This window comes from Variovorax paradoxus (assembly GCF_022009635.1).
Taxonomy (GTDB): Bacteria; Pseudomonadota; Gammaproteobacteria; order Burkholderiales; family Burkholderiaceae_C; genus Variovorax.
The window spans coordinates 4,870,701-4,885,599 of record NZ_CP091716.1; the positions used below are offsets into that span (position 1 = coordinate 4,870,701).

General features: G+C 67.6%; 12 protein-coding genes. 1 reads left to right on the forward strand and 11 read right to left on the reverse strand.

From position 1 onward, the window contains the following. Positions 1-185 precede the first annotated feature (185 nt). Positions 186-332, forward strand: coding sequence for a hypothetical protein (locus tag L3V85_RS22465; RefSeq protein WP_237674911.1), 147 nt, complete (start codon positions 186-188; stop codon positions 330-332). 24 nt (positions 333-356) lie between these two features. Here L3V85_RS22465 and L3V85_RS22470 read toward each other — a convergent pair whose 3' ends face one another. The 11 genes from L3V85_RS22470 to L3V85_RS22520 all read right to left on the reverse strand — a co-directional run bounded on the left by L3V85_RS22470 (position 357) and on the right by L3V85_RS22520 (position 14,893). Next, a complete protein-coding gene (locus tag L3V85_RS22470) occupies positions 357-1,322 on the reverse strand; it encodes a Bug family tripartite tricarboxylate transporter substrate binding protein (protein ID WP_237674912.1) in 966 nt (321 codons plus the stop codon). Positions 1,323-1,370: 48 nt separating this feature from the next. Continuing rightward, positions 1,371-1,751 (reverse strand): VOC family protein, encoded by a 381-nt coding sequence (locus L3V85_RS22475; RefSeq protein ID WP_237674913.1) that lies wholly within the window; start codon positions 1,749-1,751, stop codon positions 1,371-1,373. Beyond that, positions 1,748-2,731 (reverse strand): hydroxymethylglutaryl-CoA lyase, encoded by a 984-nt coding sequence (locus tag L3V85_RS22480; RefSeq protein WP_237674914.1) that lies wholly within the window; start codon positions 2,729-2,731, stop codon positions 1,748-1,750. The genes L3V85_RS22475 and L3V85_RS22480 overlap by 4 nt, the downstream gene beginning before the upstream one ends. Continuing rightward, the gene (locus L3V85_RS22485; RefSeq protein ID WP_237674915.1) at positions 2,728-3,900 is read right to left on the reverse strand and encodes a CaiB/BaiF CoA transferase family protein; all 1,173 of its coding nucleotides are present in this window, start codon (positions 3,898-3,900) and stop codon (positions 2,728-2,730) included. Before L3V85_RS22485 ends, L3V85_RS22480 begins: the two co-directional genes overlap by 4 nt. A gap of 112 nt (positions 3,901-4,012) precedes the next feature. After that, complete coding sequence (locus L3V85_RS22490) at positions 4,013-4,789, reverse strand: hypothetical protein (protein ID WP_237674916.1); 777 nt, start codon at positions 4,787-4,789, stop codon at positions 4,013-4,015. After that, positions 4,786-5,514, reverse strand: a complete 729-nt coding sequence (locus tag L3V85_RS22495) for a phospholipase D-like domain-containing protein (protein ID WP_237674917.1) — start codon at positions 5,512-5,514, stop codon at positions 4,786-4,788. The genes L3V85_RS22490 and L3V85_RS22495 overlap by 4 nt, the downstream gene beginning before the upstream one ends. Before the next feature lies 1 nt (position 5,515). Next, positions 5,516-10,780, reverse strand: a complete 5,265-nt coding sequence (locus tag L3V85_RS22500; RefSeq protein ID WP_237674918.1) for a DNA repair ATPase — start codon at positions 10,778-10,780, stop codon at positions 5,516-5,518. A 71-nt stretch (positions 10,781-10,851) separates the two neighbouring features. After that, the gene (locus L3V85_RS22505) at positions 10,852-13,038 is read right to left on the reverse strand and encodes a hypothetical protein (RefSeq protein WP_237674919.1); all 2,187 of its coding nucleotides are present in this window, start codon (positions 13,036-13,038) and stop codon (positions 10,852-10,854) included. 76 nt (positions 13,039-13,114) lie between these two features. After that, the gene (locus L3V85_RS22510) at positions 13,115-13,768 is read right to left on the reverse strand and encodes an OB-fold-containig protein (RefSeq protein WP_237674920.1); all 654 of its coding nucleotides are present in this window, start codon (positions 13,766-13,768) and stop codon (positions 13,115-13,117) included. Positions 13,769-13,802: 34 nt separating this feature from the next. Beyond that, positions 13,803-14,177, reverse strand: coding sequence for a hypothetical protein (locus L3V85_RS22515; protein WP_237674921.1), 375 nt, complete (start codon positions 14,175-14,177; stop codon positions 13,803-13,805). 2 nt (positions 14,178-14,179) lie between these two features. Next, on the reverse strand, positions 14,180-14,893 hold the full coding sequence (locus L3V85_RS22520; protein ID WP_237674922.1) for a PspA/IM30 family protein: 714 nt from the start codon (positions 14,891-14,893) through the stop codon (positions 14,180-14,182). Positions 14,894-14,899 lie beyond the last annotated feature (6 nt).

The following is a 14,899-nucleotide window of genomic DNA, read 5'->3' on the forward strand; positions in this document are numbered from 1 at the left end:
CGGCCTGGCCGGATGCAATCCGCGCGGAACCCGAGCGGCCGAGAGTACAGCGTGTGCCAGCCCCGACAAGGATCGTTGCGAAAACGGAAACGCCGTGTCGCCGAAAGCGCCGCGCCGGAGCATGCCACGAGGTCTATCGTTGAATCCACGCATGCATCCAGCCCGCAATCACCCAGGAGCCTGAAATGTCCACACGCATCCATTCCGAACAAAGCCTCTTGCTGCAAACCCAGGCCTCCGCCATGCGAGCCCATGTGCTCGTCGTGCAGAAGCTGCCGGTCGCACTGACGCTCTCCGCCATCATCCTGTCGATCATCGGCGTGAAGCTGTAGCCGCGCCAAAGGGCCAGCGCCGCTTCAATCAGGCTTGATGTCAGCCGACTTGATGACCTTCGACCAGGTTGCCAGTTCCTGGTCGACGAATTTCGCGAGCGTCGGCGAATCCATGTAGGTCGCGAAGGCGCCCTGCTCGTCGACCTTCTTGCGGAAGGCCTCGCTCTCCACGATCTTCTTGATCTCGGCGCTCAGCCTCGCCACCACCTCGGGCGGCGTCTTCGCGGGCGCGAACACCGCGAACCACGATTCCACCTCGTAGCCCGGCAAACCTGCCTCGGCCGATGTAGGCACGTCGGGCATCGACGGATGGCGCTTGCTGCCGGTATACGCCAGCGCCTTGATGCGCCCGGTCGCGAAATGCCCGATGACCGAGGGCGGCGTGGTGATGAACATGTCGACATTGCCGGCGATCAGGTCGTTGATGGCCGGCCCCGAGCCCTTGTACGGCACGTGCGTCATGGCCTGCTTCGACTGCCGCGACAACAGCTCGCCCGCGATGTGCTGGATCGAGCCATTGCCCGAAGAGGCGTAGAACAGCCCGCCCTCCTTCTTCTTGCCGTACTCGATGAGTTCCTTCATCGATTTCACCGGCAGCTTGCCGCTGACGGCGACCACGTGCGGCGCGCGCATCACCATCGCCACCGGCACGAAGTCCTTCGTCGGGCTCCACTTGAGATTCGGGTAGAGCGAAGGGTTGCCGACGTGATAGCCCGAGTACTGCATGAGCAGCGTGTAGCCGTCGGGAGCGGCGCGCGCCACGAACTCGGCGCCGATGTTGCCGCTGGCGCCGGGTTTGTTGTCGACCACCACGGGCTGGCCCAGCGCACGCTGAAGCGGCTCGCCAACCAGCCGCGCCATGATGTCGGTGGAACCCGCGGGTGCGGTGGGCACGACGAAGGTGATCGGTTTGGAAGGCCAGGTGTCGGCGCTGGCGGCCGACGCGGCCAGCACGAGGCCGGCCGCGAGCAGGCGGCGAATGGTTTGCATGGTTTGTCTCCGGTGGTTTTTTGTTTGCTGTCTTCGAAACCCGCGCCTTCAGGCCGCGAGTTCCGATATCTCGATCAGGTTCAGGTCGGGGTCGCGCACATAGACCGAGCGGATGCGCGAGGTGGCGCCCGTGCGCATCACCGGCCCTTCGAGAATCGGCACGCCCTTTTCCTCGAGCTGCGCGATCACCGCTTCGAGCGGCATGCTGGCGATGAAGCACAGGTCCAGCGCGCCCGGCGTCGGCAGTTGCGCCTTGGGCTCGAACTCGTGCCCCTTCACATGCAGGTTGATCTTCTGGTTGCCGAAACGAAAGGCCTTGCGCCCGGCGCCGAAGCTCTCGAGCGTCATGCTCATCACGTCGACGTAGAAGCGGATGCAGTCTTCTTCGTGGGCGGTGGTCAGTACCAGGTGGTCCAGGTGATCGATCATGGGTAAAGCTCCTTCCGTGCGCGGGCGTCGGCCCTGGCCGCGATGTCGTTGAAATCCGGGGGTGGTGCGTGCCGCGTCAGGCGATGGCCCGCGCGGGACACCTGGCTCGGCAGTTCGTGCTGCACGAGCACCGCCAGTTCGGCCGACGCAGCGATGAGCCCGCCCAGGTCCATGCCCGTCTCGTAACCCATGCACTGCAGCATGTGGACCACGTCTTCGGTCGCGACATTGCCGGTCGCGCCGGGCGCATAGGGGCAGCCGCCGATGCCGCCGAGCGACATGTCGAGCCGGCGGATGCCCGCCTCGACGGCAGCCACCGTGTTCGCCAGGCCCATGCCGCGCGTGTTGTGGAAGTGGGCGGTCCAGTCCAGCGCCGGGTAGACCGCGATGACCCGCTCGCAGACAGCCTGCACCTGTGTCGGATAGGCCATGCCCGTCGTATCGCACAGCGTCACGCCCTGCACACCGAGCGCAGCAAAGCGCTCGATCCAGCCGAGCACCGTCAGCACCGGCACATCGCCCTCCATCGGGCAGCCGAACACGCAGGACAGCGACACGTTCACCGGCACGTCGGCCTGCCCGGCGAGCGCGAGCACCTCGGCCAGCTGCGCGAACGACTGCTCCCGCGTCATGCGCAGGTTCGACAGGTTGTGCGTCTCGCTCACCGACATCACGATGTTGAACTCGTCGATGCGGCTTTCCAGCGCCCGCTGCGCGCCGCGCACGTTCGGCACCAGCGCCGTGTAGACCACGCCGGGCCGGCGCGCGATGCGATGCATCACCTCTTCGCCATCGCGCAGCGCGGGAATCGCCGTCGCCGACGTGAACGATGTCACCTCGATCTTCGCGTAGCCCAGCCCGCTCAGCCGGTCGATCAGCGCGACCTTGTCGTCGGTGGGAATGAATCGGCTCTCCATCTGGAAGCCGTCGCGCGTGGCCACCTCGTTGATGTGCAGCCGGGTGCCGTTGCCGGTCTTCATGCGGCCTCGCTTTCCGAGCGGCGCGCAGGCCAGCCGCCTTCACGCAAGTCGCCGTTGTGCTGGCCCAGCCGTGGCGCGGGATGCGCGATACGCCCCGGTGTCGCGCTGAGCTTGGGCACCACGCCGGGCACCTTCAGCGTGCCGCCGTTCGACGTGGGCGACTCCACGATCATCCCGCGCGCCAGGTACTGCGGGTCGCTCGCGATGTCGGCCACGGTGTATATGCGGCCGACCGGCACGCCGGCTGCGTCGAGCGCCGCCAGCACCTCGTCGCGGCTGCGCTGCAGCGTCCACGCCTCGATGGCGGCGTCGATCTCTTCCACCCGCCGCACGCGCCCGTCGTTGTGGGCGAGTTGCGGGTCGCCCTCAAGATCCGCCCTGCCGATGGCGCGCATCAGCCGGCGGAAGATGCTGTCGCCGTTGCCGGCCACCAGCACGTAATGCCCGTCGTTGCAGCGGTAGGCGTTGGTCGGCGCGATGCCGGGCAGCGCGCTGCCGGCGCGTTCCCGCACCGCGCCGAAGGCGTCGTACTCCGGCAGCAGGCTTTCCATCACGTTGAACACCGATTCGTACAGCGCCACGTCGATGAACTGCCCCTGCCCGCCATGCGCCGTGCGGTGGTGCAGCGCGGTGAGCACGCCGATCACGCCGTGCAGCGCGGCTAGCGTGTCGCCCAGCGAGACGCCCACGCGCACCGGCACCCGGCCAGGCTCGCCGCTGAGGTAGCGCAGGCCGCCCATCGATTCGCCAAGCACGCCGAAGCCGGGCTTGTCGCGGTACGGCCCCGTCTGCCCATAGCCGGAGATGCGCAGCATGATGAGCCGGGGGTTCAGCGCATGCAGTTGCTCCCAGCCCAGGCCCCAGCCTTCGAGCGTGCCGGGCTTGAAGTTCTCGATCAGCACATCGGCCTCGCTCGCCAGCGCACGCACGGCTTCCTGCCCCTCGGTGCTGCGCAGGTCGAGGCACACCGAGCGCTTGTTGCGCGACTGCACTTCCCACCAGACCGAGCCGCCGTCGCGCAGCAGCCGCCACTTGCGCAGCGGATCGCCGACGCCTTCGGGCTCGACCTTGATCACGTCGGCGCCGAACTCCGCCAGCGTCTTGCCGGCGAAGGGGCCGGCAATCAGCTGGCCCAGCTCCAGCACCTTCAGGCCTTCGAGTGCATTCATGTCCGCGTCTGTCTCCAAGTGGGTATGACCCGACTCTAGGAACAGATCGCGCCGTGCGGAATTGCCGTGATGGCAGCAGGCCTTCGCGAAACGCGAAGGCCCAGGGCGGCGGCTACTTCTTTCGGGCGATGCCGGGGGAAGCAGGGTCGACTGGCGGCGCTGCCTCCGGCGCCTTCACCCATCCGCGCAGCAGCACGCCCATGAAGAGCCCCGCGCCGAAGATCGCCCAGTACACCCAGGCAGGCAGGTTCTCGGCCCCGCTGTGCAGGTTCATGCCGAAGACCGCGCCGATCGCCATCAGCGGAAAGGTCAGCGCCGCGATGGTGTTGAGCTTGTGCTGCGCACGGCTCGCTTCCATGGCCGCGCGCGCCTGCTGCTCGGCCGCGTGCGCGAGGCGGTAGTCGAGCGACATGCGGGTGTCCGCCAGCAGCAGTTCGAGGCCGCGAGCGATCTCGACGGCGCGGTCGCGCAAGTCGGTGACCAGCGAGTCCTGCGGCGCGGCCTCGCGTGCCGCCTGCAGCGCGGCCTGCATGTTCGAGGCGGCGCGCGACAGCGGAATCAGCGGCCCCAGCACCTGGAACAGCGCCTGCGCCGTCTCGGCCGCCTCGTGCCGGATCTCGAAGGTGCTCAATGCCGCGCGATAGCTCTCGAGCAGCTTCGACAACGCCTTCTCGCCCGGGTTGTTGCCCTTGTGCAGCCACGCGCCATCGGGCTTGCGCAGGAACACGGCGGCCTTGCGCTCGGCGCCCGAGCCGGCGGGCGGCTCGTGCAGGATCAGCATCAGATGCTCCTGCTCGTGGATGACGCGCTGCGCGCCGTAGCTGGAGCTGCCCAGCCGCTGGCGCATCTCGGGCGGCAGCTCCCAGTCGTAGTCGATGCGTCTCGTCATCGCGGGGCCTGCAGTTCTTTCCACAAGGTGTCGAATTCGTCCGCGAAGCGGCGCACCAGGGACGGGTCGTTGCTCAGCACCAGGTTCTCCTCGTTGAATTCGCAGGCGCTGCGCGTCCAGTTGTAGCTGCCGTTGAGCAGCCGCGCACCGTCGAAGATCGCGAACTTGTGATGCATGTGGGCATCGGTGCGGTCCACGGCGACCGGGATGCCGGCGGCGCGCAACTGGCCGACGTCGCTGCCGCGGTCGAACTCCTTGTCGTTGTCGGAGATGAAGCGCAGCGACACGCCCCGCCTGTGCGCGGCCAGCACTTCGGCGGTGATGCGGTCGTCCGACAGCGTGAACACGCACAGGTCGACCGAGCGCCTGGCGGCCCGCAATTGCTGGTTGATGGCCTGCAGGCAGGCGGTGCCGGGGCTGAAGAAGGCCTGCGAGCGCACCGCCACGTTGTCGGGCGAGCGCCCGGTGTCGATGGCGCGCACCACGCCTTCGAGCCATTTCAGCAAGGCCAGCTGCTCCGGGTCGGCGGTGCGCGCGCGCACCAGGTCGAAGGCGCGGTTGCGCAACTGGCGCAGGCCATCTTCCGGCGGCGAGGCTTCGCGCAGCGTGTGCACCAGCACCCGGCGCTCGTCGTCGCTCAGGCGGTCGTCGGCCAGCGTGGCGTCGAGTTGGGCGAGCAGTTCGGGCAACGCCGGCTGCGGATCGGCCACGGGGTGTGCGGACATGTCACTCCTCCTTGCCGTTCTTGGGCGTGCGCTTCGGCACGGCCTGGGCAGCCTGCATTTCCGCGGACAGCCGCTTCATGTCGTGCGTGATCGAGCGGTCGAGCTCCAGGCGGCGCTCAGTCGCCGTCACCAGCGGCAGGATCAGCTCGCGGTAGGTCACGGCGATCTGCAGCATGGCGTCGGCCAGGCGCTGGCTGTCGCTCGGCCCTTCGGCGGGCGGCACGGGCACCGGCTTGAGCCCGTCGACCGCGCGCGCCACGTCGAGCATGCTGCTGGCAATGCGCTGGCTGCCGTCCACGTCTGCGCCGCCGAGCTTGCGCTGGCGCACGAACTCCTCGCAGATGACCTGCCAACGCGCGCTCTCTTCCGGCGTGGGGCTGCCGAGCAGCTGCGCGAGGCGCAGCAGGTTTTCCTCGGCGCCGGTGGTCAGCGTCTGGGCCTCGCCGCGGTAGTGGTCGCGCAGCAGCGCGTCGAGCTCGTCGTCGCGCATCAACGCGGTGATCTTGCCCGCCAGCTTGGTCATGTTGCGGTAGCTGCCCTGCAGCTTGAACGGCGGCGCGGTGCGGTAGGCCTCCTGCTGCGCGGCCGACTCGATGTAGGCAAGGTTGACCTTCAGCAAAAGGTCGCGTGCGCGGAAGAGGCGCTGCAGCAGCGTCTTGATCTCTTCCAGCTCGACCGCGCTGTAGGCATGCGACAGTGCGCTGCTGGGCACCTCGTGTCCCTGCGCCATCTGCACCAGCAACTGCACGTCCTTCGGGTCGCGCGAGGCCAGCGGCATCAGCGTCGGGTTCGACGTGAGGCTGTTCTCGATGTAGGACAGCGCAAATGCTGCTTCGCGCCCCGAGAGCACGTCGCCCAGGTTGTAGATGTCGGCGCGGTTGGCCAGCATGTCCGGGATCTTGAACACGTCGCCCGACTCGGTGTACGGGTTGCCCGCCATCACGATGGCGAAGCGCTTGCCCCGCATGTCGTAGCTGCGCGGCTCGCCGTTCCAAACGCCTTCGATGCGGCGCGTGCCGTCGGCCAGCGCGATGAACTTCTGCAGGAACTCCGGGCTCGTGTGCTGGATGTCGTCGAGGTACAGCATCACGTTGCTGCCCATCGCCAGGCCGAGGTTGAGTTTCTCCAGCTCCTGCCGCGCCGCGCTGTTGGGCGCATTGGCGGGGTCGATGGCCGAGACGCCGTGGCCCAGCGCCGGGCAGTTGATGCGCACGAAGATCAGGCCCAGCCGGTCGGCCACGTATTCCATCAGCGTGGTCTTGCCGTAGCCGGGTGGCGAAATCAGCAGCAGCAGGCCCATGCGGTCGGTGCGGCTGCCCTCGCCCGCGGAGCCGATCTGCTTGGCCAGGTTGTCGCCGATGATGGGCAGGTAAAGCTCGTCGATCAGCCGGTTGCGAACGAAGGTCGACAGCGGCTTGGCCTGGAACTGGCTGAGTTTCAGGCGCGCTTTCTCGCGCTCCAGCAGCTCGTGGCGCAGGCTGCCCAGCGCCTCGAAACCCGGCACCACATGCGTGGCATGGAACAGGAAGCGCCGCCAGAAGTCGTTGAGGTTCAGCGTCATGCGGCCGTCGGCCACGCGCGGATGCTCCCCGCGCAGCCCCTCGACCGTGCGGTCGAGCGCCACGTTCACGCGCGTGCGCTGCAGCGGCATCGCCAGCACGCTGGCTGCGTCGTCCACCCAGTCGATCGACTCGGGTGACTGATGCAGCGCATAGGCATGCACCCAGTCGCGCGCAAGGCGCCAGCGCTCGGCAGGCGGGGCGGCATCGAGGTCCGCCTGCCATGCATCGCGGCGACCACCGCGCTCCAGTTCGCGCAGCAGCGTCGCGGCCAGGTCTTCGCCGGCGCCCGACACCACCCAGGTTTCGCCGGCATGCGCCGCCAGCTCGCGCGCAAGGTATGCCGCCGCCTGCTCGCAAAGCGTGGCGACGCGGCCGTCGTGCGTGTCGCGCTCTTGCTGCGTGGCGTTGCCGGCCAACGGCAGCAGATCGGGCAGCACGTCGCGCACGAAGTTGTTGAGCGAGCGCGCCGTGTCGGCTTCGAGTTGCTCGAGCGCGTCGCGCCGCCCGAACATCTCGCTCATCTGCATCGCCGCGCGGGCGCGCCGCAGCAGCGACTCGCGATGCGCGATCAGGTGGCCGTGCTGCCAGTAGAGCAGCGCCAGCGCGCGCTCGGTCGGACCCCAGGCCAGCAGGCCGGCCTGGTCCTGCATGGCGACCAGCGCACCGAGCAGGCGCAGCGCGTCGTCGTCGTGAATGCCCTTCTGGTAGCCCTCCTGGTAGCGCGCGGCGGCAAAGCGCCGCACCATCTCCAGCAGTTGCGGATGCTGCGGGTCTTCGGCCAGCAGCGTGCGCACGTCGGTCCAGCTGCGCTCGGCCTTGCCGTCCAGCAGCGATTCGAGCAATCGGCCCGCCAGGTATTCGGCGCGCGAGAGCTCCGGCGTCTCGGACACGAGCGACTGGTTCCAGTAACCGTGCAGCTCGCGCAGCCGCTCGTCGTCGACCGGGCTCTGGTAGTCGGTGCCGGTGACCTGGTAGGCCATGCCGTCTTCGCGTGCCACCAGCGTCAGGTCGACCGGCTGGCGGTGCACCGTGAAGGCATGGCGACCCAGCCGCAGCGTGTCGCCGCCCTCGCTCACCAGCTCGCGTTTGTCGCGCACCGCGCGCAGGGCCTGGTCGCGCGCGGTCTTCAAGCGCGTGTCCAATTCGTCGGCAGGTACCGCCGCGCCCAGCGTGCGCAGGTCGGCAATCAGCGTGTGCAGCTTGCCGATCATCGGGTCGGCCGCGAAATAGCTGTGGACCTGCGTCAGCTCACCGAACTGCGCGATGCGGCGCGGAATGCCGTCGAGGATGCGGCCGGCCGCGTCGACCACGCCCTGCGCGCGGCGCTGGCGGGCATCGACCAGGCTCTGCCGGCGCGCGGAGAGCGCCTCGTACACGTTCTCGCGCTTCTCGGCGATGTCGCGCAGGAAGTCTTCCTGCTCGGCGAAGCGGCCTTCGATTTCTTCCAGCTGCGCCAGCAGGCGCGTGAGCGCGTCGTCGCACTTCTCCGGCGTGTCGGCGAACTCCAGCGCGTTTTCCACCGCCTGGCTGAACAGCTTGAACTGCGCGCCGAACTCGGCCCGCGCCTCGGTCGCGCCAAGCGACTTGCGCCGCGCGCGCGCATCGGCGCGCATGCGGTTGATGTCAGCGTAGATCAGCGAGATGCGGTCCAGGATCGACGTGCGGATCACAGCGTCGCCGCCCGGCAGGCTGCCGAGCTGTTCGGTCAGCAAATCGAGGCCGGCCGCCTGTTCGTCGAGCGTGGCGAGAAGCTGGCCCAGCGCCGGCGAGGTCGCCAGGTTCGGCAGCTCGAGCGCCAGCTTGTCCAGTGCCTGGCGCTGACCGGCGAAGGCCGTGTCGGCCGCCAGGAACTGCATCGCGCGCTCGCCGATGCGCTGCTGCTCGGTGGCCAGCGCTGCGTCCATGGCGGCGATGCGCGGCAGGTCGGCATAACGCAGTTCCTTGAGCATCTGCAGCGCGCCGCGCCGCTCGCGCAGCCGCGCCAGCGCCTTCACGAAATCGTCAGGGGCACGCCAGATCGTGCTGGCGATGTCGACCAGCAACGCATGCTGCTCGTCTTCCGCGCGGGCCAGTGCGCGCGCTGTCTCGCGGCGGATGGTATCGACCTTCTCGAACTCGGCCAGCGTGCTGCGCGCCACCTCGGCGATGCTGCGCAGTTCGCCCATCAGGCCCGCAGCCTCCGGCGCGTCGAGCCAGAAGTAGGCGTCGCTCACGCGGGTGCATTGGCGGATCAGGTCTTCGTATGCGGCCTTGGTCGGCGCCTGTTCGCGCACCGCGCGGGCGATGCCCATCAGGTCGCTCACCCCGCGCACCAGCTCGGCGTTGCCGATCTTGCCGAAGAAGCCCGTGGCGGGCGGCTGCGCGCTCACGTGCTCTTCGCTGGCGAACGGGGTTTGCCACAGCTGCATCGGATGCACGCGCGAAGGCTCCCCCGAGTTGTCGTGGAACACCAGGATGCGGCCGTCGGCAAAGCGCGCGTAGCCGTTGGCGATGATCGGCGTCGCGAGCTTCTTGTCGATCAGGTTGTAGTTGAAGAGCGCGTAGCGGCCCGGCTTGGGGTCGTAGAAGATGTAGGCCACGTCTTCGCCGTTGGGCGAGCGCAGCATGCGCTTGAAGCGCAGGTTTTCCACCGTCTCGGCCGGCAGGTCGAAGCGCTTGTGCTCGCCCGACTGCAGGTAGTAGCCGCCCGGGAAGATGATGCCGTGGTCTTCCGGCAGCTGCACGCACGAGCCGCCGATGGCGTCGATGCGCTCCACCTGCTGCGTGCGGATGTTGAACACCAGGTAGCGCGTGACCTGCTCGCGGTACGGCTTCACGCGCAGGAGGATCAGCATGCCGAGCTTGGCCCAGGCAATCTCGGCGTCGGTCAGCGACTGGCTCCGGTCTTCCACGGGCTCGCTGTAGATGCCCAGGCCGGTCTCGGTGTTGTTCTCTATCTTGACGGTGAGGTCGCCGCCCAGCGTCTCGACGAACACCGTGTCCAGCACGTTCACGTGCGGATGCTTGCCGCCCACGTGGTCTTCGCGCGTGGCCACGGTCCACTCGAAGTCGTGGCTCGCGGGCAAGGCGATGTCGCGCTCGCCCCGGTTGTCGATATAGCTGATGCGGCCATCGCGCTCGATGGCCCAGCGGAACACGCGCACGTCGGTGATCTGCTGGCCGATCTGGAAAGCCGCGAGCAGCTTGTCCTGCGTCACGCGCAGCTGCACCAGCGTGGCCTGCTTGTAGTAGGCATACAGCTCACGGAAGTCGGACGCGAAGCGCGCGTCTTCCAGGAACGTACCGGCCAGCGGCACGGGCTGCAGTTCGTCGCTCTCGGCACCGGCCTCGTCCGGCGACACCAGCCGGTACAGGCCGAACACGTCGCCGACGGCGGTCTCCTTGCGCAGGCCGATGAACACGTTGTAGCCCAGCAGCAGCAGGTCGCCGATGCGCACCAGGTCGCGCGCCACCGCGTTGTTCTCGGTACGCGCGCGGGTGCGCAGTATCAGGGTCTGGTCGGAGCGGCCGAACTCGGCCAGCCGCTGCTCGTTGAGCTCCTGCGTCTTCTCCTGCAGGCCCTCGCCCTGTGTTTCCAGCCGCTTCTTCAGCAGCTCGTAGCTGCCGCTGCCGGAGACCAGGGCCTCGGTCTGGGCCGACGGGTCGGAGGCGGCCGGTTGCGCTGGAGCGCCGGGCGGTGCGCCCGTTTCATCCGTTGGGTGCATAGGTCGGCGCGGTCAGTCCGCGCGCAGCAGTGACAGCGATTCACTCTGGCGGGAATGGGTCGGGCTCCGGCTCATCGCGCGTCTCCGTTCAGCGGACGGAAACTGGAGATCAGGTTGTGCAGCGCGGCCTTCTGGCTCTCGCTGCCGTCGCTGGAAATCTTCTTCATGAGCGCTGCCACGCTGAGGTTCTGGATTTCGCCCGACGAGCTGCCGAGCGCGCCGACGATGTCGCGCAGGTCCTTCACCACGTCGCGCTCGCCCGAGAGCTGGTCCTTGAATGCAACCTGCAGCGCATTGCTCTTGGAGATGACGCCGTCGATGCCTTTGCCCACCGAGAGCGAGCGCACGAAGCTGTCGAAGTAGTCGCCCTGCCCGCCCACGATGTCGATCTTGGCGTTGGCCAGCGCGGTGCCCAGCACCTCGGCCTGTTCCTTGGCGATGGCGGTCTGCGCGTCGATGCCCTTGAGGGTCTCGATGTGCGACTTTTCCAGGCGCATGCGGAATTCTTCGTGGTCGCGGGTCTCGGGGCTCATGGACTTCATGGCCTCGAACTTCTCGTGCAGGCCCTTGGCCTCGGCACCGAAGCGCGCCTCGATGACCTGTGCATCGGCCTGGCCTGACTTGAGCGTGGCCTCGGCGTCGGCCGTGCGCACATTGACTTCGGCAAGGCCCAGCTTTTCCTTGCCTGAGGCTTCGGCCTCGAACTTGGCGCGCATGCCGGCGGCCTCGGCCTGCGAACGGGCCTCGATGACTTGCGCGTCGGCCTGACCTGCCTTGAGGATGGCGTCCGCATCGGCCTGGCGCACATGCACGTCGGCCAGGCCCAGCTTCTCCTTGCCCGAGGCCTCGGCCTCGAAGCTCGCGAGCTTGGCCTGCGCGGTCGCGATCTCGACCTTGGCGGCCGCCAGGCCCGGCGCCGCCGTGATGGCTTCCACGCCTTCGGCTTCGCGCTTCTTCGATTCGGCGTCGCGCTCGGCGATCTTGAGCTTGGCGTCGGCCAGCGTGAGCTCTTCCGCCGCCTTGTGGCGGGCGCGCTTTTCCTGCGTCTCGGCCTGCTTCAGGTCGATGACCATCTTTTCCTCGGCCTGCCCCTCGGCCATGATCACGACCGACTTCTTGGTGCGCTCGGCCTCGGCCACCACGCGCAGTTCCTTGATGGCTTCTTCCTGCTCGGCCACCGTGCGCTCGACCACGATGCGCTCGCGGATCACGTCGGCAATGGCCTTCTTCTGCACTTCGACGGCCTTGTCCTTCTCGATGCGCTGCAGCGTCACTTCCTTCTCGCGGTCGACGATCTCGAGATCGCGTGCGCGGATGACCTTTTCTTCTTCCACGGCCACGGCGCGCTTGCGGTTGTTCTCGGCCACTTCCTTTTCGCGCTGCACGTTTTCCTGCTGCACCGACACGGACTGTTCGGCCACGAGACGCGCTGTTTCGGACTTGGTGCGCTCCTCGGCCTGGATCTTGGCGGTCTCGGCTTCTTCACGGGCACGCACGCTGGCGATCTCGCGCTGCTGGCGCGCGGTGGCGTCGGCCTGCTGGCGCTCGAGTTCGAGCAGCGCTTCCTGCGTCTCGACGTTCTTCTTCTTGATCTGCATTTCCTCGTTGCGGCGCAGCTCGTTGGTGCGAACGTGTTCCACGGCCGTCAACTCGGTGATCTTCTTGATGCCCTGCGCATCGAGGATGTTGTTGGAATCCAGTTCCGACAGCGGCGTCTGCTCGAGGAAGTCGATGGCCGCGTCTTCGAGCACATAGCCCGAGAGGTCGTTGCCGATCTGGCTGATGATCTGGTCGCGAAACCCGTCGCGCGCCTGGTAGAGGTCGACGAACTCCATCGACTTGCCCACCGTCTTCAGCGCTTCGGAGAACTTGGCGGAGAACAGCTCTTCGAGCGTCTCGTGGTTCGACGCGCGCGCGCAGCCGATGCCCTGGGCCACCTTCAGCACGTCGTCGGCGGTCTTGTTCACGCGCACGAAGAACTTCACCTTGATGTCCGCGCGGATGTTGTCGCGGCAGATCAGGCCCTCGTTGCCGGAGCGGTCGATCTCGATGGTCTTGACCGAGATGTCCATCAGCTCGGCCTTGTGGATGATGGGGTACACCATCCGCCCGGTGAAAGTCACCTCGGGCTCCGCGCGCAGCGTGTTCACGATGAGTGCGTGGCCCTGTTCGATCTTGCGATAGAACTTGGCGAACATCGCGAACAGGCCGAGGATGACCACGGCCAGTATGACGATGGCAAAGATGATGGGCTCCATTTTTTCTCCAGGTGTGCTTTGAGAGCGAAAGAAACAGGTGAAAGGCACGCGGCGCGATGCGGCGCCGCGAAGGCGCTCAGACGGTGGCGTCGTCTTGCGCGGCAATGAGGTAGCGGCCGGCCACCTCGTCGTATTCGAGGATCAGCGCCTGCGAACCGCGCTTGAGGGAGTTGGGCGCGGTGGCCCAGACGCGGATGTTGAGGCTGGCGCCGCGGCGCGCGACTTCCGCGCGGCCGTCTTTCTCGTTCACCACGCCGGTGACGACGCGGCAGAGCTGGCCGACCAGCGCGGCGTTGCTCACGGCCGTGTGGCTCACGAACAAACCGCGCAGCGGACGGATCGCCACCGCGGTGACGGGAATGGCGATCACGGCGCTGGCTACCAGCAGCACGGTACCGGCCAGCAACTGAAGCGGCAATGTCGGTACCAGCGGCAGCAGCCACTCGCCGCCCAGGCAGCAGACCGTCCACGAGACCAGCACCAGCAGGCTCACGGCCACCGAGAACGGAACGCCGTTCAGGCCGAAGGCCACCACGTAGCTCGCAAGATGGCCGACGTCGTTGGCATCGCCGTCCGCGTGCGTGTGCACGCCGACATCGACATCGAGCCCGCTGTGTTCGATGTCGACCATGCCGAGCATCGCGAGCACCCAGTAGATCACCACGACGCCCAGCAGCACCGTGTAGATCGCGGTGGGGTACCCCGTCACCGCTCCCATGAAATCGCCCATTGATCCTCCCGCGTGCGGGTTGTTGTTCGTTGTTCTATTTGCGGCCCGGCCTTCCCGTGCCGGTGCTCTTCTTCTCTGTCACTGTGCCAGAGCCAGCCTTGCTGGCGAATGCGATCAGGTCGCGCGTGGCTTTCTCCTTGATGGCCAGGCGGTCGTCCGTTGCCAGGCCGTAGCGCTTGGCAAGGAATTCGTAGTCGGCCGCGCTCAGCGACACCGTGAGGCGCGGGCGCTTGGGCTTCGACGTGGTGGCAAGGCCCAGCACCTGCCGGATCTGGTCCGAGGTGGACACATGCTGCTCGAAGGCCGCGGTGCGCACGGCTTCGAGCACGGCCTCTTCCACGTCGAACGCCACCTGCACGGCGCGTATCGCCTCGTCGGAGCCCTGCCAGCGAACCGGCTTGGCGCGCATGCTTATTGCGCTCCGGTCCCCGAGGGGTTGGCCTGGCGGGCGCGGATGCGGTCCATCACCTTGCCGGTGCGGTCTGCCTCGTTGCCGATGCCCGCGGCGGCGAGCTTCTTCTCGAGCGCGCCGTGGCCGAACTCGTTCTCGAGCTGCTGGCTGGCCGTCATGCGGTCGGACAGGTCTTCGTGGCGCGCGCGGATGCGCTCCAGCGATTCGCGCGCATTGGCCAGCCGCGAGCCGCCGCTGCCGATGTTCTCGGAGATGGACTGCGTGGCGCGGTAGACGCTCTCGGTGGTCTTGGCGATGCCGATCTCGCGCTCGTGCTCGCGAATGCGCGCTTCGGCCGACTTGATGAGCTCCTTCAGCCGGGACACCTGCAGCGCATACGAGGCATGCGCCTTGGCCTGTTCCTCGAGTTCCTGCTCCAGCAGGCCCACCTTGGCCGCCACGTCGAGCGCCAGGCCTTCCTGCGTCTTGTTGAGGGCTTCGAGCGCCAGGCCTTCGTAGCGTGCGGCTTCGTTCTTGAGCCGCTCGATCTCGCGGGCCGACTGCATCTCCTTGGCCATCACGCCGGTGAGATCGCCCTTGGCCTTCTCGATGCTGTGCTTGGCGTCGATGATTTCCTGCTCGTAGATGCGCGTCGCATTGCTGTCGACCACGCTCTCGCCGATTTCGCGCGCGCTGCCGCGCAGCAGGGTGACGAGCTTCTTGATGACTGTCATGGGACC